Genomic DNA, 24,305 nt, shown 5'->3' with positions numbered 1-24,305 from the left:
ATGGCTGGATTATCCGAAATTCGCATGCAGGTGATGTGGAATCGCTTGATTTCCGTAGTTGAAGAACAGGCGTTAACCTTGTTGCGGACGGCGTTTTCGACGTCAGTGCGAGAGGCCGGCGACCTATCTGCGGGGGTGTTCAACCCGCAGGGTCTGATGTTGGCGCAAGCCGTTACGGGGACGCCAGGGCATGTAAACACGATGGCCGAAGCGGTGCTACATTTCCTGGCTGAGATCCCTCGGGAAGAGATGTTTGAAGGCGATTGTTACGTCACGAATGACCCTTGGAAAGGGACGGGGCATTTGCATGACATCACAATGGTTGCGCCGTCTTTTAAAAATGGAATTTTGGTGGCGTTCTTTGCCTGCACCGCGCATGTGGTGGATGTCGGCGGGCGTGGCTTTGGCGCTGACGGCAAATCTGTCTATGAAGAGGGGCTTCAGATTCCGATCATGAAGTTCGCCGAGCGTGGAAAAGTGAACCGAGATTTGGTTAATATTTTGCGGACAAACGTGCGTGAACCGAACCAAGTGGTGGGGGATTTTTATTCGCTTTCTGCCTGCAATGAGGTTGGGCATCGTCGTCTGATTGACATGATGCATGAGACGGGCATGTGCGATTTGGATGCGCTGGGGGATTTCATTTTCAGCCGGTCGCGCAAGGCGACGCTGGACCGGATTGCAGCACTTCCAAAGGGATCATGGCACAATGAAATGGTCGTGGACGGCTATGACATACCTGTGAAATTGGCCGCGACATTGACCGTGAAAGACGGCGAGGTGTTGGCGGATTTTGAAGGCACGGATGGGGCCAGCAGCTGGGGCATCAATTGCCCGTTGATCTACACCAAAGCCTATGCCTGTTATGCGTTGAAATGCGTGGTCGCGCCTGAAATTCCAAATAATTCCGCGTCGTTGGAACCCTTTAGAGTGGCGTCGCCCGTGAATATTTTGAACGCGGAACGCCCGGCACCCGTGTCGTTACGCCATGTCATGGGGCATATGGTGCCGGACCTGGTTTTGGGCGCTTTGGCACAGGCATTGCCTGGGGAAATCATCGCGGAAGGGGCGGCGGCGTTGTGGAATATTCACATCTCGGCCAGGCCGGAAGCCGGAAAAACCGGGCGCAGGTCCGAAGTGTTGATGTTTAATTCTGGCGGCACAGGTGCGCGGCCCGAATTGGATGGGTTGGCGGCGACGGCTTTTCCGTCCGGGGTGCATACGATGCCGGTTGAAGCCACGGAACACACCGGCCCGATTGTGATTTGGCGCAAAGAATTGCGACCTGACAGTGGCGGGGCGGGGCGCATGCGTGGGGGGCTTGGCCAAGTGATCGAAATCGCACCCGCCGATGGACATGAGTTTGATTTTTCTGCGATGTTTGATCGGGTCAATCATCCGGCGCGCGGGCGTGATGGCGGCGAAGATGGTGCGGCAGGTGTGGTCGAACTGGACGATGGTACAAAGCTGCGACCCAAAGGCTGGCAACATGTGCCTGCGGGCCGACGGTTGATTTTGGAAGCGCCGGGTGGTGGGGGTTTTGGCCCGCCAAGCGCGCGCAGCGCTGCGGATCACGCGGCGGATATTAAAGCAGGTTATGTCACCGCGCAGGCGGGCGAAACGGAGGATGAAGCATGAAACAGTTTAATCGGATTTTGATCACAGGTGCGGCAGGACGGTTGGGCAGCGAGCTGCGCAAAGGGTTGGTGCATCTGGCGGAACATGTGCGGATTTCTGATCGGGTCGAGATGACGGATATCCAGGCACATGAGGAAGCGATCATCTGTGAGTTGGGGAATTATGATGCCGTGATGGCATTGACCCAAGACGTTGATGCGATTGTACATTTTGGTGGCATGCCGACGGAAAGCGACTTTGAAACCATCCTAGATAGCAACATTCGTGGGTCGTATCACATCTATGAAGGGGCGCGGAAACATGGTGCGAAACGTGTTGTTTATGCGTCATCGGTGCATGCAATCGGCTATCATGAAATGGAGGCCCATATTGACGCCGATAGCCCCGGACGCCCGGACAGTCTGTATGGGGTGTCCAAGTGTTTTGTCGAAGATTTGGCGCGTCTGTATTGGGATAAGTTCGGTGTTGAGAGCCTCTGTCTGAGAATATTTTCGTCGTTTCCTGAACCGGCGGATCGGCGCATGTTGTGGAGTTGGCTCAGCTTTCGTGACTGCGTGCAATACGTTGAACGCGGCCTGACTGCACCTCGGGTGGGCCATACGATTGCGTTTGGCATGTCGGATAACCGATTGAAAGTGTTGGATGATAGCAAGGCTGGTCATATCGGGTTTCATGCGCAAGACAACACAGAGCCATTCCGTGCCGCGATGGAAGCAAAGACCGAGACCCCTGATCCAAAGGCGGACAGTGTGAAATACATGGGCGGGTGGTTTTGTGACTTGCCGCACCCTGACGACGAGGGAAAGTGATGCGCGACAGCTATGATGTGGTGATCATCGGCGGGGCCGTTATTGGCTCGGCGGTGGCGTATTTCCTGACGGCAAACCCGGATTTTGATGGGTCCGTGCTGATTGTTGAGCGTGACAACACATTTTCACAGGCGTCGACGTCGCTTAGTGCCGCGTCGATCCGCAATCAATATTCCAACCCCATCAACGTGCAGATCAGTCAATTCGGGTCGGAGTTTATCCGTGATTTTGGCGATACCATGCAAGTGGACGGGGAAAAGCCAGATTTGAATTTCCATGAAAGTGGATATTTGTTTGTGGCCGCAACCGCAGAGCAAGAACAGATTTTGCGTGAAAATCATGCGGTTCAAGCAGGGCTTGGGGCGGATGTCGTGCTGTGGGATGCTGATCAGGTGACGGCGGCATTTCCTTATATCAATGCGCATGATTTGCGTGTGGCGAGCTATGGCCAATCCGGCGAGGGCTGGTTTTCCAACACGGGTTTGATGAACGGTTTCAGGAAAAAGGCCCGCGCGCAGGGCGCGGATTACATTCTGGATGAGGTCACCGAAATTTGCCGCGATGGGGATCACATCACCGGGGTGAAATTGGCCAGCGGGCAGGCCGTGTCTTGTGGCATTGTGGTGAATGCTACAGGGCCGCGCGCGGCGAAAACGGCGGCGATGGCGGGGCTTGAGATTCCGGTTGAACCCCGTAAACGGACGCTATTTGTGTTTGATTGCGCTAATAGCCCGGAAGGGTCGGCGCGTGTGAACAATGGGCGGTTGCCGTTTTTGATAGATTCATCCGGTACGTTTTGCCGACCCGAGGGAAAGTATTTTCTGACAGGGACCGTGCCCGAGGATGACCCGGTGGTGGATTGGGATGATTTTGAGCCGAGGCACGAAGAGTTTGACCGCATCTGGATGAACTTGGCCGCGCGGTCAGAGGCTTTTGAAGCGATCAAATTGGTTAATTATTGGGCGGGTCATTACGCGTTTAACACGCTTGATCATAATGTGATTGCGGGCCCGCATTCTGAAGTGCGTAACTTCATTTTTGCCAATGGGTTTTCCGGACATGGATTGCAGCAGTCGCCCGCCGTGGGGCGCGGAATTGCGGAGTGGATTATTTACGGCGGTTTCCGTAGTCTTGATCTAAGCCCGATTGGATATGATCGCATTGTGCGTGGAGAGCCATTTCTGGAAAAATCAGTGATCTAATACCACCCAAGTCAGGAACCGCAGATGGCTGTGTCGCGTCAAAAATTGCCTCCGTTGAATGCGTTGAAAGCTTTTCACGCAGCGTCACGGCATGGGTCGATCAAAGGGGCTGCTGATGAATTACTTGTGACGCCGCAAGCGGTTAGCCAACAGATCAAGCTGTTGGAAGACACGCTGCAGATCACGTTGTTTGAGCGTCGTGGGCGATCTATTGTTTTGACCGAGCCTGCAGTTCTTTTGGCGCGTTACGTTGATGCGGGATTTGAAGAGCTGACGGAAGGCGTTCGTCGGGTGACCAATCAGAAGTATAAAAATCGGATTACGTTGAATGTTTCGCCGTATTTCGCGACCCGATTTTTACTGCCGCGTTTGGATGAGTTCCGTGAATTTGTTCCGCATTCTGATCTGCGTTTGACCACGATGGTTGATACGCCTGATTTTAGTCGAGATGATATCGATGTCGCTGTGCAATGGGGGTATGGGGATTGGCCGGGGCTTGAAAGCACGCGGCTTTTGACGGATCACAAGGCGATTTGTTGTACGGCTGAGGTGGCGTCACGTATCAAGACGCCCGCAGATCTGTTGACGGAAACACGGTTGAACCCGGTGTTGCAGAACACATTGTGGGAAGATGTATTGGCGTTTTTGGGGATGGGCGTGCCTGAGAAATCGTCCGAAATTGCGTTCCATGATGCGGCAACCATGCGGCGCGCGACCCTATCTGGAATGGGGGTCGGCTTGATCTCGTTGGCGGATGCCGAAAAAGATGTTCGATCTGGCGATCTTGTCGCGCCCTTGGGCATGGATAGACTGCTTGAGATGCCTGAACATCAAGTGCCTGGATTTTACCTTGTGCTGCCCCGTGCGCACCGAAGGCTGCGCAATGTGGCAGATTTTTGCGATTGGATTTTGCCGCAAGACTGGTGCGAAGAAGGTGGCGCAGGGGCTAGCAAAACTTTTGGTAATCTTTGATCAGGGATTTGAGATCATCGTAATAATAAAGCTTTGAATTATGTAGCAGCACGCCTGAATCACAATAGTTGTGGATTGTCTTTTCCGCATGTGAGATCATGATCACACGGGCGGTGCGGATTTTATCTGTCAGGGCTTTTTTGCTTTTTAGTTTAAAGCGTCGATCCCCGACGGCCGTGATCTCGTCAATGAGATAGCAATCGAAATTAATGGCGAGCGACAAACCAAATGCAAGGCGTGCCTTCATGCCGCTGGAATAGGTTGAAATGGGAAGTTCGATCGATAGACCCAGCTCAGCGAATTGGCGCACGTCTTCCAAAATACGGTCGCTGTCATGACCATAGATCCGGGCGACGAAACGAACATTCTCAATCCCCGTCATTAAGCCATTGAAACCACCCACAAAGCCCAAAGGCCAGCTGACGGTTTCATCAGATGTGACCAAGCCAGAAGTGGGCAATTCGATGCCGGCGATCAGGCGCATCAACGTGGATTTCCCTGCGCCATTATGGCCCATGACGGCGATGTTTTTGCCGCTTTCAAAGGCAAAGGATACATCATCTAAGATCAGTTTTTTGATGTCCTTGACGTGATAGGTTTTTGTGACGGTATCGAATGCGATCATGACTAAACCCTTGATTTGCGTGTGATGCGTTCAAAAAATAGGCCAATCATGGACAGGCATGCACCGACGCTTAGGACATAGGGTATGTCTAGAATTTGGCTTGTGTAATTTGCGTAGTACCCTTCGCGCACCCATTCCACCAGATGCAGAACGGGGTTCCATTTTAAGACCATCACGGCTTCGGGCGGCATGTGGGACGGGATGTAAAAGACACCGGACATGAAGAACAATGGCCGCGCGAGGACTTTCTCAACGTGTTGCCATGATTGATTGCGTTGATACAGGATGGCGTTGATGGTGCCCAATCCGAAGCTGAACAATAAGGCGGATAGGAAGGCCAGGATGATATGTTCGGGATTGCTGGGCAGATCAGCGAGGCCGAAGCCGATTAACCCGCCGTAAAGAATGATGTTGATGATTACAAAGGTCGACCCAATCAGCACTGTGCGCGCAAATAACGTGTCGGTTTCACGGATCATTGGATAGGTGAGCAGCGCCTTATTGGATGTGAACGCACGCATTAGAGACACGGACATCTTGTTGTGCATTTCCAATGTCAAAACCGCCGTTGAAAAGAAGAGCGCCAATGAGGTGCCATAGGGTGCTTGGCGGCCAATGAGGTAGAAGATGAACACCAGAAAGGTGATCGATACCAAGGGTTGAACAATTGCCCATAAATACCCGGAATGTGAGGTGCCAAATGTCATCCGGGTCTCTCGTAAGGTTAATGAGACGATGACGCGGATTTGCAGCCAGGTGAGTTTCGCGATGCCCATTTCGACCTACCTGATGTGGTCACGGACTGCGTATACAATCAGTGTCGAAATGGACCAAAAAACGAAAAATGCGAATGCGATCAAGGCGCTATTGCGCAGGCGGATTGGATGAATCGCGTCTTGGGGAAACATTGGGTTTGAGAATACGGCGAGATAGCGTTGTTGGCGATCAGCGTCAATTCGAGCTTGTTCAAGCGAGGTTAATGCGGAAGCGTAGCGTTGTTGTGCGAATGTTTGTTCGATTTTCAGGGCCTCGAACCGGGATAGGGCATCCGCGTTTGTTGCGTTTGTGTTGGATGAACTTCCGGTGCCCACTGCATTGCGCCGTTCGTTGATTTGGGCCTGCAACGCAGTGGCGCGACGTTCAAGTTGCGTTAAGGTTCGCGCACCAGGCGCAACACGGGTTTTGAGCGACGAAATCTGGGCCTGAAGATCAACCCATTCGCCTTCCAGCGTGGCAATCAGCTGTGCATCAAGCTGGGCGTTTATGGCCGGATCCACGGTGCCGGTTGTCGCGCGGAATTGACGTAGAGCGAGCTGTGCTTCCAGAAAGCGGCCTTCGGCGCGTTCGGTCTCAGCTGAGGCGAAACGAATGGAATCTTGGCGCGCATTGGTCGAGAGGTTATTTACCAGCAGATCCGCGGCAGCTAAAACAGCGTTGGCGAGTTTAAAGGAGGTTTGGGGGTCGAATGCGTCGACTTTGAATGTGACGATGCCTGTGGTGCTGTCATAGGTTGTTTTGATCCGCCGTTCCCAATATTTTGTAAATTCTTCAAAGGGTTGACCGGTGTGGTAACGCGAAATTGGGTCGATGTGTTCGGCGCCAAAATGGGCCTGTAGGTCGAGATCTTGATCAAGGGCAACCAATAGGTCAGGACTTAGCAAATAGCGACGAATGATATAGCTGTCTGAGGTCGTAGAACCGCTGGATGTGAGCCCTGTTACTGAGCTGACAAGATCGCTGGTTCCGCCAGACCCTGAATCAAACCCGCGCACGACAAAGCTGGCACCTGAAACATATCGGTCGGATGCGAAACGGCCATAATAAATCGCCCCCAAAACAGACGGTAAAAAGCAGACCAAGATGAAGGACAGAAACAAGCGACTTCGGCGACGTTTGATTTCACCGATGCGTTTGGGTTGCAATTGCACGCCTGACGGTGTGGCGGCTTCGAGGGGCGATTTCGGTGGCGTTTTGGCAGGTCTTTTTGCAACGGCGGTCATTGGATCACCTCGTCAGATTGCGGTTCAAGTTTCAGTAGGTCGCGGCAGGTTTTTTGAAACAATGTGCCAGGGGTCATGTGAAGATCGCCGAAGGCCTGAGACCGAAATTGTGACCGCGCATTGGCATGTGCATCATCGTACAAGGCACTGAACAGTTTGGAGTTCAGTGATTTCAGTTGGGCGTCAACTTCGTAGCTGGCTTCAAGTGACGGTGTGTTAAGGCGTTGTTCTGACGTGAAAGATTTTGGCAACACGACAAGGAAAGGTTTGTTTGAATAAAGGAAATCAATCATGACCGAAGAGATGTCGGTGATTAAAGCATCAGCGATATTGAATAGATCGAAAGGTGCTGCATCTAACGACATGCGGCCGGTTGATTTTGTGTTTCCCGGATTTGACAGCGCGGCTAGGATGCGGCGTTGAAATTCTGGCCAATTCGGGTCTTTGTAGGACATGGGGTGGGGTTTGAAGTGCAGTTCTATGGGATCGTCGGCTGCCAAAACATGTTTAATAACTTCTGCTGAACGGTCTAACGACGAGAACTGTGCGTCCGGTGTGAAGCCGCGCCAAGTTGGCATATACACGATATTTTTTGTATCTTTGCGAGGGGTGCCTTGCGCATGTTTGATGGCACGAATTTGTGGCCGCCCGACAACGCGGAAACGTTCATTTGGGATATAGCAGTGATTGCGTGCATAGCGGTCGATCGCCATTTGCCCGGCAACGAACACAAAGTCGTAGTTTTTCGTCATTGGGGAATAGGACGGGGGTTTGTCACTGTCGCCATGCAGAAGTTGAATGTGTAACAACTGGGGTAGGGAATTGATGATCCGACGATTTTTTTGACCATTGTTTGCGTAGAATATCAGCTTGCGATTTGGTGATTTTAAGATTGGCGCGTCGGTTACATCGCTTAGTAAAGCCGCGCGAATTTTGGTGATCTTGCGCAGCGCGTTCAAATGGTGTTGTTCAGAAACCACCGCAATCCACGGCACACCGATGAGATCCATTTCGTCTGCCCATATGGTGATGTGGTCGGGTGTTTTGAGGTCGGGTGCGGAAAAGAAAAAGGCAATGGGAGCCAGTTGAAATGCTGGTGTGTTTAAGACGTGTTGAAGGCGAATTTTTCGACTGTCTTGCGCCCTACGCTTATCCAACAACATGAGCATGCATCGAACGATGGCGAAAGTGGCGGCGATGAGGCCGGGGATCCAGGCAGGTGCTCCCGTCAGGTTGGTTAAGACAATTGAAATCACGGCGCTGCAAAATGCCACAACGCGACAGATATATCCGTTTAAGTGGTGGTGATCGCTTGAGCGCACTGTTGAAATTGCGCTTGAGCGCATTGTGTAAGCTTCGAAACTTCGTGCGCCCGCTTCCAATGCGATTAAAAGTATCAAGCAAGCCGTTGCAATTAACATGCCCCCCCTCCCACTAGGCGCGATGACTTTAGATGTTTTGCATGTGCAATCAGCGCTTGGTAGTTGGGAAAATGCGGGATTGCATGCGGATTGACAGCGGCGGATTCAACGGGTGCCTCATGAGTTGGGTTGAAACAAACCGTCCCTGTTGGAGGCGGAGAATTTCCCAGCCACAATAGTGGTTTCCCAGTTGTCATAAGTGTTGTGGTGTCATCGTTTGGTGTCGCGATGATGATGTCTGCGATGTTCCAAGTGTGTTCAGGTTTGGCAACGGACAGCTCGATAAATGGCGAAGGGTTATGTGTGGCGTGTTCAACCATTTTGTTGAACCAAGCGGCTATGGGCAGAGAGAGTGCGGCGGCGGGTAATGTGACCAGAAGTTTCCCCCAATTTTTGACTAGGGGGGGGCTGAGAAACGATGCGGTATCGCAGGCAGGCGAGGGGGGCATCTGATGATACGTTTCGAGTAATACCTCAAGGTTTCGAAGAAACACGGCATCCATTGTGCCGGTGCAAGAATCCGGTTCAAGGTGTACGCCAACGACAGGCGTATCGGTCTGCGTGCTTGATGCGTGCAGCAGTTCCGGGGCCTCATCGTGTAATACGACAAGCCCGCGTTCGTGGTCCGAAAGCTGTTTTTGCCATCTGTATGCAATCATAGTGTTGGGGGCGATTACACAGTCATACATGCGCAGTGATTGTGGAATATCCTTCAATTGGGCGAGGCTTCCGGTGGTGGCATCTAAGATATGGACGTAATTTGCAAATCGCACAAAAGCGCCGTTCTTAAGCGCGTCATGGGTGTAAAAAACCGCTTCGATGCTGGGCCGTGCGAGGATGTTCAAGGCGTCGGTTTGCGGTGCATACCATATGTGTCCTGACCGCAGAGATTTGGCTTTTTGAAAAGCGTTTTTATCCCGGGCGATGACGGCAGTGATGTAATTCTCACGTGTTAAAGCGGTGTGCAGTTTCCGAATTCTGATGTGCTTTGCCGTAGGTGCGCCAGAACAGTGGAGAGCAACGCTTGCGGGGGATATTCGCAATTCATCTTTGGTTATTTCTATGCATGCGGTACGGCGATCATCGCGTGCTTGGCGCAGCAATTGTTGCACGCCAAGGGAGAAAATGAAAATCGTACAGATAAGAACACAAATCAAGGGCAGGATGGCCCATAAGCCGTAGGGCGTGTTCGGGAAAAAGAGTGTGAAAACAACAGCGCATGCGCAGATATATGACCAGGCGGCAGCGGCTATGCGCAGTAAATAGACGTAACGGGTGGTCTGTTTCTGTGTCTGCGGATATTTTGGTGACGGATTTGGGGCGGCGAGGGTTGTTGCGGCCTGCCCGATCTTGGGCATCGCCCGGACCAAGGTATAGGGCACGGCAAGGCAAAGGGCGACCATCCCGCCGAATGCAAACCCCGCCGTTGCCGCATCCATTCGGATGGATATGAGGCCCCACGTAAGCCAGATGATTGGGGGCACAAACCATTCGGCGTAGTTGCCAAATATTGGTGGCGTACCGATGAGTTTTTGTTGGGCACGCACCGTCAACATGGCGACGAGATGTGTGGCTGATATCAAAGTGAAGGCAGAGGCGGTGTAGACCCAATGGCGCAGCCCACTTGAGTCAGTTTGGAGGCCCGAAATTCGGTTCCATACTGTGTCCAGTGAGAGGATGCAGAGCAGGGTTAACAGTGTGAGAGCTGCGAAATACTTCATGCGCAATGTCTCGACATTGCGGGGCGTCTCCAATGTGGATCGCGCTGGATGTAGGATTGAAGCCAAGACATGCGTTCGGGGGCTGTCATTGTTTTTAGGTTTGGATCCTGGAAGCCAAACACTGCATTGCGGTGTGCCGCATCTAAGGTGTCTTGATGTTGCAGGTATCGGTGCAGCTGCCTGTCGAGATCATGCTCGGGCGCGAGGTATTTGACGTGTTGGATGTCTTTGAGGGTGGGCGAGGCGTCCTGCGAAGGGCGGGCGATTGTGAATGAGGGGATGCCTGCGCTTAGATAGATGGCCTCCATCCCGGAAACGTCTGACAGGCCAAAGCGAACGGTTAACGGATGATCGGGGTCCATTTCGTGTCGATGAATCTTGGGCAGGGCAATGCGCAAGGCGGCGAGGAGGGGTGAAGATCCCCCTTTTAATGCAAGGCTTAGGTGGAATCCTTGTGTCCTTAGATGGCGGACGCCGGAGACAAAATCAGCAAGCAGGCGGGGTTTGAGCAGGCCCAAATACGGGTGAGGTTTAATGACGATTTGATCGATGTTGAGAGCATGTGCAATTTGGGCCGCGATTTTGAACCCATATTGCCCGGACACTGACGTGTAATTGTTGGATGAATGGCCATAGCCTTCCCAAGTGGGGCTATAGAGCAAGGCGCCGTTTTGTTGATTTTGCGCTGTACAAATCCAAGGCAGGTGCTGCACAAAACTATCACCCATCATGATGAGCCGCCCATTCTCTACGTCGCTGCGAGTGAAAATGCCGGCCGTGATATATCGATCTATTGCGAGCGGTCCGGCCACACAAATGTAATCGTATAGGCGTGCGGCAGGGCGCTGTGACGCGGCTTTGTTGCTTTCCCCGTGCAGGGTAAGCACGTGATGAAACTGGCGTTGGGCAACCATGTTGATGTTCGTCTGGGAATTATAAGGGTAGAATATGATGCCACCATCCTGAACGGGGAGGCGCCGTCCCCCCCGCACCATCTTGAGGGGGATGTTTTTGGGCCAAGACGTAACGGTGCGTTGCAGGTCAATTATGGCACGTCGACGCAGTAAGATCGGCGTGGTTTTTTCATCAAAGATGCCATAGTCGTAGTAGGGTTCGATCTGAGAAACAGACGTCAGTACTGGTGTGTCGATGTAGAGACCTTGTCTGAAGTTTTTACGCGACATTTCAGTGGTTAAGTCCGCACGACGAGGTTCTGAGTTTGCAGTAGGTCCCCCACGGGCGAGGTCATGACTTTTATGACATCGGCGACTTGGCTGGGTTGCATGATGGTGTTTGGATCCTCATCCGGAGCCAGTGTGCGACGCAGGTCAGTTGCGCAGCGCCCAGGCGATAGGCAGATGACTTTAATCCCAAACGGGGTGAGTTCATCACGCAGAACTTCGGACATATTGATGACCGCAGCCTTTGAAGTGGAGTAACTTAGCCAGCCCGCACGCCCGCTGATGCCGGCGGTCGATGCGATATTGATGATGCTTTTCAATGGGTGGTCGCGCTGTAGGGCAACTTGAACCATCTTGAACGGAGAATAGAGGTTCACACGCATGGTTTTTTCGAAATCTGCTAGGTCAGTATTTACGATTGTGGCGGGTTTGGTAAAGCCAGCGTTGTTGATGATCGTGTCTAGGCCAATCCCCTGGGCGTCTAGTTGATCGAAAATTTCTGTGGCGACGTTCGGGTCGTCAAAGTCGGCGAAAATTTCAATGATCTCGCAGCTGTTTGAGACGCCTCGCACTTCGGCTAAGGTTTGTTCGAAATGCTTGGAATCGCGCGCAACGAGTACGATGCGATCAAACGCCGTATCTTGGCACGCCAAGGCCATGGCCGCTGCCCGACCGATTCCGCGGGACGCTCCGGTTATTAAAGCTGTCTTTTTCATATTTCTTTACCTCTCATTACCCGTTCCACAATATGAAAATCTTCTGGGCTGGTGACCTTAATGTTGTTGGAATATCCATCCAACATGTGAACTTTCGTGCCTGACATCTTGAAAATCAAGACGGCGTCTTCCGTGAATTTTTTATTGCTTTTTATTGCTGCTTGATGAGCGTTGATTAAGGTTGATCGATTGAATTTTTGGGGCAGTTGAATGTCAAAAACGCGGTCCCTGCGGATGTTTTCGGAGATGGTCCGAGTGTTCGGATCCATGCCGCATACAGAGAATGGGATGGGGGCGAAATAGCCCACATTTTCCGACGCGTGTCGGAGTAAATTCTGATACATGGTGCTGGTTACCGTGGGGCGGGCCGCTTCATGTAGAAGGACTTGTTCGTTCTTGGCCTGCTGTGCCAAAAGATATGAACTGTTCTGACGGTCTGGTCCGCATTCAATCAATTTAAATGTCTTGTCGCCCGCGTATTTTTTCAGGACGTCAATTGTTTTATCTGCGTAACCTGCTGGAAAGTTGACGATTATTTCGTCAATTTCTGGCAATGACGTTGCGGCGATGATCGAATAGGCCAAAACAGGATGCCCCATCATTTCAAAGAACTGCTTAGGTTCTTTGTGTCGCGAACGTTTGCCGATTCCGCCGTTCAACAATAGTAATGATGCTGATATTGCCACCAGTGTGATCCCCAATCTGTACACCAAAGGTATACGCACGGTGCGTTTACAAATCGTTGAAGACAGGCAAATTTTTCTTGAGTGATCTGCGCGTGAATTCGAACAAAACGGATGGGCGTTCGGAAATGACTTTGAGATCAAACAGCAGCGGTTTGATCTGAGGGATTTGAGGGGGAAGGTGCGGAAATTTACGTTCTATTTTGGGGCGGCTTGTGACTGCAGTTCAGCAACGGTTTCAAGGATCTGATTTTCAAATTCACGCGCCGCAGGTGACGTGGGCGTATCCGCAGCGCGCAACATATGAATTTGACGATCTGGAACAATTCCTGCGGATGATTTGGGCAGGGGAACGAAGGCCAATTCCCTGCTTTCAGCCATTTTTACTGTCATTTTCGGCAAAATTGTTACGCCCAAATCGGCGCGCACCATGGCAAGCAGAGATGTGATGTTATGCACGGACAGAAGCGCTTTTGCGTGGATATCTTGGAAGGCCGGAACGATGATGAGGCGGGCCAAATCATTGGCAATGAAACGGTGGGGGCTTAGCTCGGACCACGTCAAAACACGGCCGGGATCGGCCAGTGGATGATGCTTGGGGCAGACCAAGCCAAATGGATCCGACAGCAGGTCTTGGCGGTGCAAACTGCCGCTGCTTAGCCCGGCAGAGGCGATGCCAATATCGATGCGACCGCGGGATAATTCGTGTAAAATTGTAGTAGAATCCATGTCACGCAGTTCGATTTGAACCTCAGGGAAATCCTTGATGAAGCGAGAGATGGCGCGCGGCATAATGGCGGATGCAACGGACGGCACGGCGGCGATGCGCACATGGCCATGGCGGGCGTTGGCGAAGCTTTCGATTGCACGCACGGCGCCGTCGAAGTGGTAAAGTTCGCGTTCGGCCTGTTCCAATACAAATGTGCCCAAGGCCGACAGTCTGTTTTTCCGGTCTGTCATGAACAAGGACTCGCCGAGGTGGTCTTCTAGTTGCTTCAACATCATGGATACAGCGGACGGCGTGCGTCTGAGTTGTTGCGCCGCGTCAGAGAGCTTCCCGCTGCGGGCCACCGCTGCAAAGCAGCGGAGCATTTCAATTTTGAGGGCCATTGTTCAATTTTTCTGAAATTAAGTTCATTTATTTGAATTTGACTGAAATAGCAGATGATGTCCATAAGGGTTGGGCAATTGCGCGCAGAACACAGCGGAGATCTTTGATGACCGACACCAAATTAAACCTTATCGCAGGCACCTGGACAGCAGGCAGCAGCGAAATCGAAAACCGCAACCCATCTGATCTGTCTGATCTGATCGGTATGTTTGCGCAGGCGTCATCAGATCAGCTGGAAGCGACCCTGGACCAAGCGAAAATCGCGCAAGCGGAATGGGAAGCTTACGGCATTGAGCGCAAGTATAATGTGTTGATGGCGATTGGCACCGAGATGATGTCACGTGCCGAAGAGCTGGGCACATTGCTGGCGCGCGAAGAAGGCAAACCTTTCGCAGAGGGCAAAGGCGAAGTGTACCGCGCGGGTCAGTTCTTTACTTACTACGCCGCCGAAACTTTGCGTCAAATTGGTGAAAATGCCGATTCCGTGCGCCCTGACATTGAAATCGACGTGCGCCGCGAAGCTGTTGGCACAGTTGCGATCATCAGCCCTTGGAACTTCCCAACGGCGACCGCGTCCTGGAAAATCGCGCCTGCGCTTTGCTATGGCAACGCTGTGATTTGGAAACCCGCAAACGTGACGCCTGCTTCTGCGGTTGCATTGACAGAAATCATTGAACGCCAAGACATTCCGAAAGGTCTGTTCAGCCTTGTGATGGGCGCTGGTCGTGAAATCGGTCAACGTCTGGTCGAAAGCCCCAAGGTAAACGCGATTTCCTTCACGGGTTCCGTGCCTGTGGGCCGTGGGATTGCGTCCGCTGCGATCCAGAACTTTACCAAAGTGCAAATGGAAATGGGTTCCAAAAACGCATTGGCCGTTATGGATGACGCAGATGTTGATCTGGCTGTGACTTTGGCACTTGGTGGCGCGTTTGGCAGCACTGGTCAGAAATGTACCGCCTCTTCACGTCTGGTTGTTCATTCTGCTGTGCATGATGAATTTGTTGCGAAATTGGTTGCCGGCGCGCAAGCTATGAAAGTGGGCCATGCGCTGGAAGCTGGCACGCAAATCGGCCCGGTTGTGTCTGAACAACAGCTGAACGAGAACCTTGCCTATGTTGATCTGGGCAAATCTGAAGGTGCGGAATTGTTGTGTGGTGGTCAGCGTCTTGAGATGCCAACCAATGGTTACTACATGAACCCGGGCGTTTTCGTTGGCTCAACCAACGACATGCGCATCAACCGTGAAGAAATGTTCGCGCCGCTGGCGGCTGTGATCAAAGTGGACGGTTATGAAGAGGCTTTGAACGTTGTGAACGACACAAACTTTGGCCTGACATCTGGCATCGTGACGCAATCTCTGGCTCGTGCGAACCACTTCCGTCGCAATGCGAAAACCGGTTGTGTGATGGTGAACCTGCCAACAGCGGGCACCGATTACCACGTGCCATTTGGTGGTCGTGGTGACAGTTCTTACGGTCCACGTGAACAGGGTAAAGCGGCGGCAGAATTCTACACCACCGTGAAAACTGCTTATATCTCAAGCGGATCGCCCTTTTGATGCGGATTGATAACCTGCAATATGCCAACTGGTCGGAAAAGATTTTCCGTCAGTTGCGCGAAGGGGGCGTGGACGCGATCCACGTCACCATCGCCTATCACGAGAACTTTCGTGAAACGGTTCTGAATTTCGAGAAATGGAACCGTTGGTTCGAACAATACCCTGACCTGATCATGAAGGGGCAGTGGGCCAGCGATATTGATGTGGCCCGCGAAACAGGCCGCACTGCTGTGTTCTTTGGCTTCCAAAACCCAAGCCCGATTGAAGATGACATTGGTCTGGTTGAGATCGTTCACACCCTTGGTGCGCGCTTTATGCAGCTGACGTATAACAACCAATCGCTGCTTGCGACCGGCTGTTATGAAGCGGAAGACATGGGCATCACGCGCATGGGCAAACAGGTCATCAAAGAGATGAACCGCGTGGGCCTAGTCGTTGACATGAGCCATTCTGGTGATCGTTCCACGATTGAAGCGGCTGACATGTCGGAACGCCCCATCGCGATCACGCACGCAAACCCGCATTCTTGGGAACCTGCCCTGCGCAACAAAAAGGATGATGTCATCCGTGCTGTCACGCAAAACGGCGGCATGCTTGGGTTTTCCGTTTATCCGCATCATCTGAAAGACAAGGGTGATTGCACGCTGGAAGGCTTCTGTACGATGATCGCGCACACGGCGGAAAAATTCGGCGCAGAACATCTGGGGATTGGCACTGATCTGTGCCAGGATCAACCGGACAGCATCGTTGAATGGATGCGTGTGGGCCGTTGGAGCAAGGAAATCGACTACGGCGAAGGCTCAGCCAGTGCACCTGGTTTCCCGGAAATGCCGACTTGGTTCAAAGACAACCGTGACTTTGGCAACCTCGAAGATGGCCTGCGGGCGACGGGTCTTTCAGAGACTGAAGTTGCAGGGATCATGGGGCGTAATTGGTATGATTTCTACGAAAGAAACTTCGTGCCTGCCTAAGTCGACGGGCAAAGTTTCCGGCCCACGTGGCCACAAAACACCAATGGTTGGGCGGAGTTGCGCCCTGCCACTCATCCCATAGGAGGGCAAGATGAACGCCGCAGATACGCAAACCCCATCGATCCCTTTGCGCGACCCCGCGAAGGTCATGCGCCTTGCACGCCTTGGATCACTGCATCAATCCCGCTTGTCTTTCATGCGCATTTTGACGCGCCGGATGTCCCGCGAAGCTTGGACATTTGACCGCCCCGCTTTTGAAATTGACGCCAATGGCGTGGGGCATGCGGTCTATACGGCCCATGGTCCTGATCGCAGCTATTCGCTTGTGGCATTCGCCCATGATTTGCCTGCCGAGAAACGGTCTGATCGCGTGATTGCTGAGGCTTGGGATTGCACATTCACCCTGTTTGATGGCGTGCCAACCGATGCCGATATCACCCGTCTGTCACAAAACATTCCCCTGCAAGAAGCAGGCCGCGTCAGCGGCTCGGAACTCTCAGTATCACGTGCCAATCGATCCGTGCGCCTGTGGGAACATGTGGTTTCGGCATTGGCCGCTGCCACCCAACCCGATCAAAAAACCATTGATGCCGTGGGTTACCTGATGCGCACAACGGCTGTGTATGGGTCTGGCAAACTTGGGGCGGCAGATCGCGAAATGATCGCGGATCGGCCCGAGTTCGCAACACCTTTCCAGGTCGAGATGCTGTCTGTCTTCCTGACTCGCACCTTTGTCCGCGATCTGGTGCAACATATGGCGAATGAACGCGCTTTGGCTGCGGGCTCCACCACGGCGACACTTGATCCCGAGATCGCGCGATCCCTAGGTATTGGAAATTCCACAGGCCTGGGAATGGCGCCTTTTCTGTTGAACCATCCTGTCCTGTTTAACAATTGGATCGCGGCCCGCGAAACGGCGATTGCCCGGGTGCGCAGTGTCGAAACGGCCAGCCCCGAAGCGATTGCAACGTTCCAAGATCTGTTTGCGCGCAGCCTTCTATCTGCAGCCAACTGGCATTCGGAACATCCGATTCAGATCGAAAAGCTGTCCGTCCTGCATGACGACTTGAATAAGCTATCTGCGCATATTGAAACTGCTGATCTTGCGTCAGATAAGCCTTGGAATAGACTCTATATATGGGCTGAAAGCCATCTAGGGTTGGATGCGCAGGAATGTTTGGCCTCTCTTATTCTGGAACCATATGGCGCGCTGGTTGATGATCTGGCCGACCATATGGCCGCAGATAACACCCGACGTTTCGCATTGCAGGTGCAATGACTGTGGGCCGGGTGCGTGAGATTTTGCAGGACGCATATGGGTGGGCCTTGAAGACGGATTGGAAGCTTCCCGCAAGCAATGCGCGGGCTTGGTATGTGTCTGAGGAAAAATTGGAACCCCGTTTGGGCGAGCGTTTTGAAGAACCGATTGCGGATTACGAACAGCCGCTGGCCCCTGGACGTGATGCGGCGGTTTTGCACCAAGCTTTGGACCATTGGCCGTCAGACACACCTGTTGCTGAATTCCTGCTGCGTCACCCTGAACACCGCCATATCTTGCGCCGGGCGCAGATTGTGGGCCGCGCGCCCTATGCGGAAATTCGCGACAATACGATCTCAAAAGATGTTCTCCCGATTGACATGTTGCGCTGTAAACTGGCGTTTTTTGGGGCGGTTCATTTTGATCCGCGATCAGATCGCTGGGTGCGTATTTGCATGTATGGCAATGCGCCTTACCCGGAAGAATTGCAGAGCCGCAGCGCCGATGACTGGGTTTATCCCGCAAAGGAAGAGGGTTAATCCATGAGCCATTCCCTGAATGAAATCGAAGCGATGAGCAAACGTGCCGCACGCGGCGCGGGCCTTGCTTGGGGCTTGGCGGAAGAGGCGGCCAAAGGCACCCGTTGGTTGGCGGGGTTTGGGTACCCTGGCCCGGATCTGTTGGCGGATCTGCTGGAATTAAACGACCGCTTGCCCGCGATTGATTTCTCTCCCTCAAGTCTGAACGGAACTTGGCGTGCACCCGCTGGTCGTATGAGCCCGCTGATCTCAGGTGCTGCTATGTCTGATTGCGCGATGCGCATGTTGGACGGGCAGGTGATTACGATTGAACAGGTGTCCCACCCGCTTTTGATTGTGCCTTTTGCCTCGGGTGCGGCACTGCGCCTTGGCGTTGGTGTTGCGGTTGAATGGGGCGGGGTCGGACAGAGTGGGGCCGGACAGAGCGGGGGCGGGGTGCGCCTTACAACTGACGGGAAACAACTGTGTGTGCAGGGATCGCGCGACGAAATTATGACCGCACATGCACGCGAAGTGCGGTGTTCAGCACCCGCGCAAATGACGTCACCCAATACGCCCATTACGCGCGCGCATGTGGATGACACCTGTTGGGAACGCTTGGGTGCTTTTGCCCATCGTACCTATGCCCCCGCGACAGAGGCCTCACGCATTTTAGGTGCGGGTGCTGGCCTAAATGACAACGATTAACAGAAAGATTTGATGACATGTCCGATACCGAAACCCTAAGCCTTTCCGAAATCGAAACCCTTGCGTTTGACGCATTGGTGGCTGCTGGTACGTCCCCTGAAAATGCGACGCCACTGGCAAAAGCAACCGCGATGACGGAAGCGGATGGGGTTGCGTCCCACGGGTTGGCTTACATCCCGATTTATGCGGAACATGTGCAATGCGGCAAGGTTGATGGGACTGCGACGCCAGTCTTGTCCCAGCCCAAACCATCGGTTGTGACTGTGGATGCGGGCACCGGTTTCGCCCATTCGGCGATTGATATGGGATTTGAAGCCCTGATCCCGGCTGCAAAAGAACAGGGCGTTGCAGTTCTTGCGATCAACAATTCCTATAATTGCGGCGTGCTTGGCGTGCACACCCAGCGTCTGGCGCAGGCGGGTTTGATGGGTATTGGTTTCACCAATGCGCCGGCCTCTATTGCCCCAACCGGCGGCGCAAAGCCCGTTGTCGGAACCAATCCGTTTTCCATCGCGGCCCCGGGTGCCAATGGCCAAGCCGAAGTTCTGATCGACCAATCCGCGTCGACCATTGCCAAAAGTGAAGTCATGAAACATTCCCGTGAAGGCAAACCCGTGCCGGAAGGTTGGGTTTTGGACGTAAACGGAAACCCAACAACAGACCCTGATGAAGGCCTAAAAGGGTCGATGGTGCCATCGGGTGGATACAAGGGCTTGGGCGTTGCATTGATGGTTGAAATGATGGCTGCGGCCATGTCGGGCGCAACTTTGGGCAAAGACGCAAGCCCATTTTCCGGCACCAAAGGCGGCCCGCCTAAGACTGGCCAGTTCTTCATTGCGATCGACCCAACGGCGACATCTGGCGGGGCATTTGCAACCCAGTTGGCCGCGTTGACGGATGCGGTGCGCGGCCAAGATGGTGTGCGGGTGCCAGGTGATGGACGTGGTGGCAAACGTGTTGCTGCGGCGCAAAATGGCGTGGATGTTAACAGTGCGACGCTTGCCAAGATCCGTGCGTTGCTGCCGTCTGCATGATGCCTGACCGGCGTTGACATCAAGTCGGCGTTTAATGATCTCATTTGCCTTGCGGTATGTGTAAGGCAAATGAGGAATGTTCTGTTGGCACGTCAAAATGTCACCGCGCATATCCTATAAGTTGATTGCAGAAGTGCGACTGCAATTATAGTGTTCACTGTCATATTCATGCAACTTGACTTGCCCTGTGGCCCATGAGATTCTCGTTTCTTATTAGTGAGTTCCCTCGGTTTGAGGCTGTTATGATTGTTGAACATATTGAAGTATTTGCTGCGGCGCATGTTGTCGGCGTGGCAGGGGTCGAAAGCATTTCGTCCACGGGTGGCAGCTGGGTTGCTGACACATCGTCCGGCCCGGAAACATTATTGAATTCGAATTGGCAACCGTCAGATGTGGTCAATTGGCGAATTGGTTTTCCGACCGAAAATGGCGTGTTGGTGCGCGACTTTTCCACTGGCTTGGGCCATGAGATTTCGACCTTTGATTTCCAAACTGCCGATGGGCAATGGCACAAGCTTGAGGATGAAATTGACCTCGATAAGCTGACATATCCGCCGCCTTTGGGTGGATTGCCCTTTCGCGTCTTTCTGGATGAAGACAACCATATCACCCTGCTGGACCAGGGGAATGGTGCATTCGCGACGCGGGTGATGATTGACCGGCTTTCCCCCCGACGGATGGACAGGTCTATACGACGGATGACACGTTCTCTTTCGTGCCTGAGTTCATCAAGTGCTATACGCAGGGCTGTTTGGTTAACACCCCCGGAGGATACCGCCCGGTTGAGGATTTGAACAAAGGCGATCTTGTTTGGACGCTGGATGCCGGGTTGAAGCCTGTAAAGGCGATGACACGGCGGAAAGTTATTGCGCCCGAGGGGAATGATTTGCCCGTGCGGATTTCAAAAGATGCCCTTGGCATGAACGCGCCATATGCGGATATGATTGTCTCGCGGCAGCATTGCTTTCTGTTTGATTCACCTATCGCAGAACGCATGTTTGACGAACGTCAGGTGTTCGTTCGTGCGAAAGATATGCTGGCCCTGGACGGCGTTGACATCGCTGCGAGCGAGACGAGCGTGACCTATATTCACATCTTGTTGGACGAACACCACGTGATCGATGTGAACGGTTGCTTGTCCGAAAGCGTGCTGAAGGGGGAAATGGTTATGCGTGCTGTTTCCGTTGATGTCCCGCCAGAAATACCCGCCCGAATGATCCCCAATGGATCAAGTGCCCGACAATTGGTGGCACGCCATATCAAAAACAATCAGCCAGCATGCCCTGCGGCAACCAACGTGAAATGCAGGGCGTAGACCTGCTGAGCTGACTTAATCAACCAATACCAAATGTGAAAAGGAAACGTTATGGGCTTGACCGACTATAAGAACTTAAGCGCCACCGAGAGCCAACAACTGACCTTGAATGCGATCTCTGCCATTCAGGCAACGAAAAATGGAACTGCGGGTTCTGGATGGACTGAACTGACCGCGAGTCAACTTGGTTACGGGCTGTCAGCTTCTGGCACGGATACAACATTTCTAAGCGAAGATACGTCTACGGTCGCTGATTCCGGGGCGCATGTTCTTGTGAAGCGCGATGCAAGTGGCGCAATCGTAGACATCGCTTTGGTGTTTGACGAGGGCAACAGCCCGCAAGATCGTTATGACATTGAAAACAACTTTATCGCGGATACATTGCTGACGCCTGATCCGACGTTTGAGCCAACATATGTTACGAACGCCTATTCAAATCTACTGACCACATTGGCAGATTTTATGAGCCTTGAAGGTCTCGCGGCATCCGATCTATTGGTGACAGGATTTTCCCTTGGTGGCGCGGCGGCAATGAACTTGGCACAGGTGCTGACACGGCGATGGGCAATGCCTTTGTGGATGCCAATTTTGTGACGCTTGCCAGCACATATGTGCCGGGGGACGGATCATCCACCCTGGGCAACGGTGCGCAAGTGATTGATATCGCAATTGAACATGACGTCACGAACAACAGGATTTATGGCGGGTTTGGGCAAAGCTTTCCCAATGGGAATGCGCCTTACCCGAACTATGGCACCGATGGCAATGGAACGGGATCTTTCCAGGTTGCGAACTTGGTGTTGTTCAATGAGGAAACCGCCACCCAAGCGCTATATCGCAATCAGTTGAACACGGCTTTGTTCTACGCGACTGTGCTGAACACGACGCCACCTGCATCGATTCTGTCTGCTTTGGGGCATGATGTTGATTCACTGCAAAATGCACTTGAGCGCGTGTATATGTCTGAATTCTATAGCGAAATGACGCAGTCTTCGCGGGTCATCGTGTCCGAGATCAGCACGGCTGCGGCTGCGGCGAACACCAAGTTTAAAGCCGTAGATACGAAGGCGACATTCAGCTCTGATGTCCGTTCCGATACGTTCCTATTGGGCACTGATTTTGGCGATAAGATCGTCGGAAACATTGGCGATGATGGGCTTGAAGGCTTCGCGGGCAATGACAAACTGCTTGGTGGTCGCGGTGACGATACCCTCAGAGGCGGCGAGGGCGCGGATCGCCTGTTTGGCCAGCAAAATGATGATATCCTATTTGGCGGTACGGGCGATGACTATCTGGCCGGTGGTGGCGGCCATGACGCGCTGTTCGGTGATGCTGGCAATGACCGTTTGCGGGGCGGGAATGGCAAAGACACATTGCATGGCGGCAGCGGCAACGACAAACTATATGGTGATGCGGGTGCTGATATCCTGTTTGGTGGCGACCAGAATGATCTGCTGAAGGGTGGCGCGGGCAATGACATTCTAGACGGCGGCGCAGGCTGGGATCGCTATCACGGCGGTTCGGGTGCGGACACTTTTGTGTTCACGGAAACCGGCAATTGGAACGAAGAAGTTCTGGATTTTGAAGACGGCGTTGACATGTTGAAGGTCGACATGATGTCAAATGGCGTTGCCCTGACGTTCAGTGATCTCAAAATCTTTGATAAAACCGTTTCTGGTGTTGATGGTACAGTGGTCCGTTATGACGGGGGCTCTGTCTTCCTCAAAAATATTGATGCGGTTGACATCGACAGCGCAGATTTCATCTTTTGATCTCATCTGAATGAAATCTAAACACATCCAAGTGCTGCGACTTAAAGCGCTTGGGTGTGTTAATTTGTGCGACTGCGCAGAAGCCAGACAAAAAATACGCCGCCAATAAGGCCTGTGACAATGCCAATTGGAAGATCGTCGGGGGCCATGATGGTACGGGCGATGATATCTGACCACAGCAAATAGATCGCACCAAACAGGCCCGAGGCGGGTAAAACGCGTCTGTAATCGCCGCCTACGATCAGGCGAACAATATGTGGGACCATCAAACCGACAAAACCGATAATGCCAGAAAATGCGACCATGACGCCGGTGATCAATGCGCCGACCATGAAGACAATCAGGCGAAACCGCGCGACGGGAATGCCAAGGGTGGATGCAGTTTCATCACCGATGGTCATGGCATTTAGGTTGGGGGCGTTGATCCAAAGATAAGCCCCGCAAAAGCATAGAACTGTGAAGGGGTAGATCAATTGACTCCACTGTGCGAGGCCAAGACCGCCGAGCATCCAGAACACAACGGTATGTGTGGCGCGCGGATCGCCTAGAAAAATCAAGACATTGGCCAGGGACATGACGATAAAGGACACAGCCACACCGGCCAAGATCAATCTGTCGGCGCTGGTGGCTGAGGCGAATTGGGACACCATGAGAACCAGAATGGTTGAGGCGACAGCGCCCAAGAATGCAAGCAAGGGGACGGTGAGAACGCCCAAAAACATGCCTGTGTGTAAAAGGGCCAGGATCGCGCCAAACGCGCCGCCAGCTGAAATGCCAAGCAGGTGAGGATCCGCCAAAGGGTTGCGAGTGACGGCTTGTAAACTGGCACCGACCATCGCAAGGCCTGCCCCAACGAGACCGGCCAAAAGTGCGCGGGGAAAGCGAATGTCCCAGACGATGGCTTCGCGGCCAGCGGACCAATCCTGTGGTACCAGACCGGGGTTAACTTTGTTTACAAGAATGCCCCAAACCGTGGACATTGGAATGGAGATCGCGCCGACGCTGACGGCGACGCAAATCGAGAGAGCAAGCAGAATGAACCCGGCACACATGGTGAAACGGAAGCCAAAGTTGCGGGTCAATCCTGGGTGT

The 24,305-nt window shown here is 53.0% G+C and carries 22 protein-coding genes and 1 pseudogene; 13 read left to right on the top strand and 10 right to left on the bottom strand.

All coding sequences use genetic code 11. From position 1 onward, the window contains the following. From RJ38_RS15885 to RJ38_RS15870, 4 genes are read left to right on the top strand one after another with little or no spacing between them, the layout of a single operon-like run. Window positions 1-1,638 (top strand): hydantoinase B/oxoprolinase family protein, encoded by a 1,638-nt coding sequence (locus RJ38_RS15885; RefSeq protein ID WP_039019854.1) that lies wholly within the window; start codon window positions 1-3, stop codon window positions 1,636-1,638. Beyond that, a complete protein-coding gene (locus RJ38_RS15880) occupies window positions 1,635-2,447 on the top strand; it encodes an NAD-dependent epimerase/dehydratase family protein (RefSeq protein ID WP_039019853.1) in 813 nt (270 codons plus the stop codon). The genes RJ38_RS15885 and RJ38_RS15880 overlap by 4 nt, the downstream gene beginning before the upstream one ends. Beyond that, window positions 2,447-3,649 carry an NAD(P)/FAD-dependent oxidoreductase gene (locus RJ38_RS15875; protein WP_039019852.1) on the top strand — a complete coding sequence of 401 codons (1,203 nt, stop codon included), beginning with the start codon at window positions 2,447-2,449 and terminating at the stop codon, window positions 3,647-3,649. The genes RJ38_RS15880 and RJ38_RS15875 overlap by 1 nt, the downstream gene beginning before the upstream one ends. A gap of 24 nt (window positions 3,650-3,673) precedes the next feature. Beyond that, the gene (locus tag RJ38_RS15870; protein WP_052245481.1) at window positions 3,674-4,621 is read left to right on the top strand and encodes a LysR substrate-binding domain-containing protein; all 948 of its coding nucleotides are present in this window, start codon (window positions 3,674-3,676) and stop codon (window positions 4,619-4,621) included. On the opposite strand, the gene RJ38_RS15865 is transcribed toward RJ38_RS15870, so the two are convergent. From RJ38_RS15865 to RJ38_RS15825, 9 genes are all read right to left on the bottom strand, one after another. After that, a complete protein-coding gene (locus RJ38_RS15865) occupies window positions 4,596-5,246 on the bottom strand; it encodes an ABC transporter ATP-binding protein (protein ID WP_039019851.1) in 651 nt (216 codons plus the stop codon). The genes RJ38_RS15870 and RJ38_RS15865 overlap by 26 nt on opposite strands. A 2-nt stretch (window positions 5,247-5,248) precedes the next feature. Further along, complete coding sequence (locus RJ38_RS15860; RefSeq protein ID WP_039019850.1) at window positions 5,249-6,022, bottom strand: ABC transporter permease; 774 nt, start codon at window positions 6,020-6,022, stop codon at window positions 5,249-5,251. A gap of 6 nt (window positions 6,023-6,028) precedes the next feature. Beyond that, the gene (locus tag RJ38_RS15855) at window positions 6,029-7,246 is read right to left on the bottom strand and encodes a KpsE/RkpR family capsule polysaccharide export protein (protein ID WP_052245480.1); all 1,218 of its coding nucleotides are present in this window, start codon (window positions 7,244-7,246) and stop codon (window positions 6,029-6,031) included. Continuing rightward, complete coding sequence (locus RJ38_RS15850; protein ID WP_039019849.1) at window positions 7,243-8,667, bottom strand: CDP-glycerol glycerophosphotransferase family protein; 1,425 nt, start codon at window positions 8,665-8,667, stop codon at window positions 7,243-7,245. The genes RJ38_RS15855 and RJ38_RS15850 overlap by 4 nt, the downstream gene beginning before the upstream one ends. After that, window positions 8,661-10,388: a hypothetical protein gene (locus RJ38_RS15845; RefSeq protein ID WP_156121901.1), complete on the bottom strand. Its 1,728-nt coding sequence runs from the start codon at window positions 10,386-10,388 to the stop codon at window positions 8,661-8,663. Before RJ38_RS15845 ends, RJ38_RS15850 begins: the two co-directional genes overlap by 7 nt. After that, window positions 10,385-11,572, bottom strand: coding sequence for a hypothetical protein (locus RJ38_RS15840; protein WP_039019847.1), 1,188 nt, complete (start codon window positions 11,570-11,572; stop codon window positions 10,385-10,387). Before RJ38_RS15840 ends, RJ38_RS15845 begins: the two co-directional genes overlap by 4 nt. An 8-nt stretch (window positions 11,573-11,580) precedes the next feature. After that, on the bottom strand, window positions 11,581-12,285 hold the full coding sequence (locus tag RJ38_RS18650; RefSeq protein WP_082005792.1) for an SDR family NAD(P)-dependent oxidoreductase: 705 nt from the start codon (window positions 12,283-12,285) through the stop codon (window positions 11,581-11,583). Continuing rightward, window positions 12,282-12,971, bottom strand: a complete 690-nt coding sequence (locus RJ38_RS15830) for an IspD/TarI family cytidylyltransferase (RefSeq protein WP_162183585.1) — start codon at window positions 12,969-12,971, stop codon at window positions 12,282-12,284. The genes RJ38_RS18650 and RJ38_RS15830 overlap by 4 nt, the downstream gene beginning before the upstream one ends. 195 nt (window positions 12,972-13,166) lie before the next feature. Then, window positions 13,167-14,078: a LysR family transcriptional regulator gene (locus RJ38_RS15825; RefSeq protein WP_039019846.1), complete on the bottom strand. Its 912-nt coding sequence runs from the start codon at window positions 14,076-14,078 to the stop codon at window positions 13,167-13,169. Window positions 14,079-14,185: 107 nt separating this feature from the next. Between RJ38_RS15825 and RJ38_RS15820 the strand changes: the two genes are divergently transcribed. The 9 genes and pseudogenes from RJ38_RS15820 (at window position 14,186) to RJ38_RS18295 (ending at window position 23,213) form a co-directional block, all read left to right on the top strand. Then, window positions 14,186-15,637, top strand: coding sequence for an aldehyde dehydrogenase family protein (locus RJ38_RS15820; RefSeq protein ID WP_039019875.1), 1,452 nt, complete (start codon window positions 14,186-14,188; stop codon window positions 15,635-15,637). Beyond that, window positions 15,637-16,608 carry a membrane dipeptidase gene (locus RJ38_RS15815; RefSeq protein WP_039019845.1) on the top strand — a complete coding sequence of 324 codons (972 nt, stop codon included), beginning with the start codon at window positions 15,637-15,639 and terminating at the stop codon, window positions 16,606-16,608. Before RJ38_RS15820 ends, RJ38_RS15815 begins: the two co-directional genes overlap by 1 nt. 91 nt (window positions 16,609-16,699) lie before the next feature. Beyond that, a pseudogene (locus RJ38_RS15810) lies at window positions 16,700-18,405 on the top strand (hypothetical protein). 3 nt (window positions 18,406-18,408) lie between these two features. Continuing rightward, window positions 18,409-19,092 carry a DUF3726 domain-containing protein gene (locus RJ38_RS15805; RefSeq protein WP_039019844.1) on the top strand — a complete coding sequence of 228 codons (684 nt, stop codon included), beginning with the start codon at window positions 18,409-18,411 and terminating at the stop codon, window positions 19,090-19,092. 17 nt (window positions 19,093-19,109) lie between these two features. Beyond that, window positions 19,110-20,126: an Ldh family oxidoreductase gene (locus RJ38_RS15800; RefSeq protein WP_039019843.1), complete on the top strand. Its 1,017-nt coding sequence runs from the start codon at window positions 19,110-19,112 to the stop codon at window positions 20,124-20,126. 242 nt (window positions 20,127-20,368) lie between these two features. Further along, entirely contained in the window at window positions 20,369-20,920 is a 552-nt protein-coding gene (locus RJ38_RS15795) for a hypothetical protein (RefSeq protein ID WP_039019842.1), read from the top strand. After that, window positions 20,917-21,441, top strand: coding sequence for a Hint domain-containing protein (locus RJ38_RS15790; RefSeq protein ID WP_052245478.1), 525 nt, complete (start codon window positions 20,917-20,919; stop codon window positions 21,439-21,441). The genes RJ38_RS15795 and RJ38_RS15790 overlap by 4 nt, the downstream gene beginning before the upstream one ends. 51 nt (window positions 21,442-21,492) lie before the next feature. Beyond that, window positions 21,493-22,035, top strand: coding sequence for a hypothetical protein (locus tag RJ38_RS15785; protein ID WP_039019841.1), 543 nt, complete (start codon window positions 21,493-21,495; stop codon window positions 22,033-22,035). Next, entirely contained in the window at window positions 22,002-23,213 is a 1,212-nt protein-coding gene (locus RJ38_RS18295) for a calcium-binding protein (protein WP_052245477.1), read from the top strand. The genes RJ38_RS15785 and RJ38_RS18295 overlap by 34 nt, the downstream gene beginning before the upstream one ends. Window positions 23,214-23,272: 59 nt before the next feature. On the opposite strand, the gene RJ38_RS15775 is transcribed toward RJ38_RS18295, so the two are convergent. After that, entirely contained in the window at window positions 23,273-24,265 is a 993-nt protein-coding gene (locus RJ38_RS15775) for a FecCD family ABC transporter permease (protein WP_052245486.1), read from the bottom strand. Window positions 24,266-24,305 lie beyond the last annotated feature (40 nt).

Origin of the sequence: Halocynthiibacter namhaensis (assembly GCF_000812685.1) — a bacterium.
GTDB lineage: Bacteria > Pseudomonadota > Alphaproteobacteria > Rhodobacterales > Rhodobacteraceae > Halocynthiibacter > Halocynthiibacter namhaensis.
The sequence above is the reverse complement of the archived record's forward strand: the minus strand, read 5'-3'. Positions and strand labels throughout refer to the sequence as shown.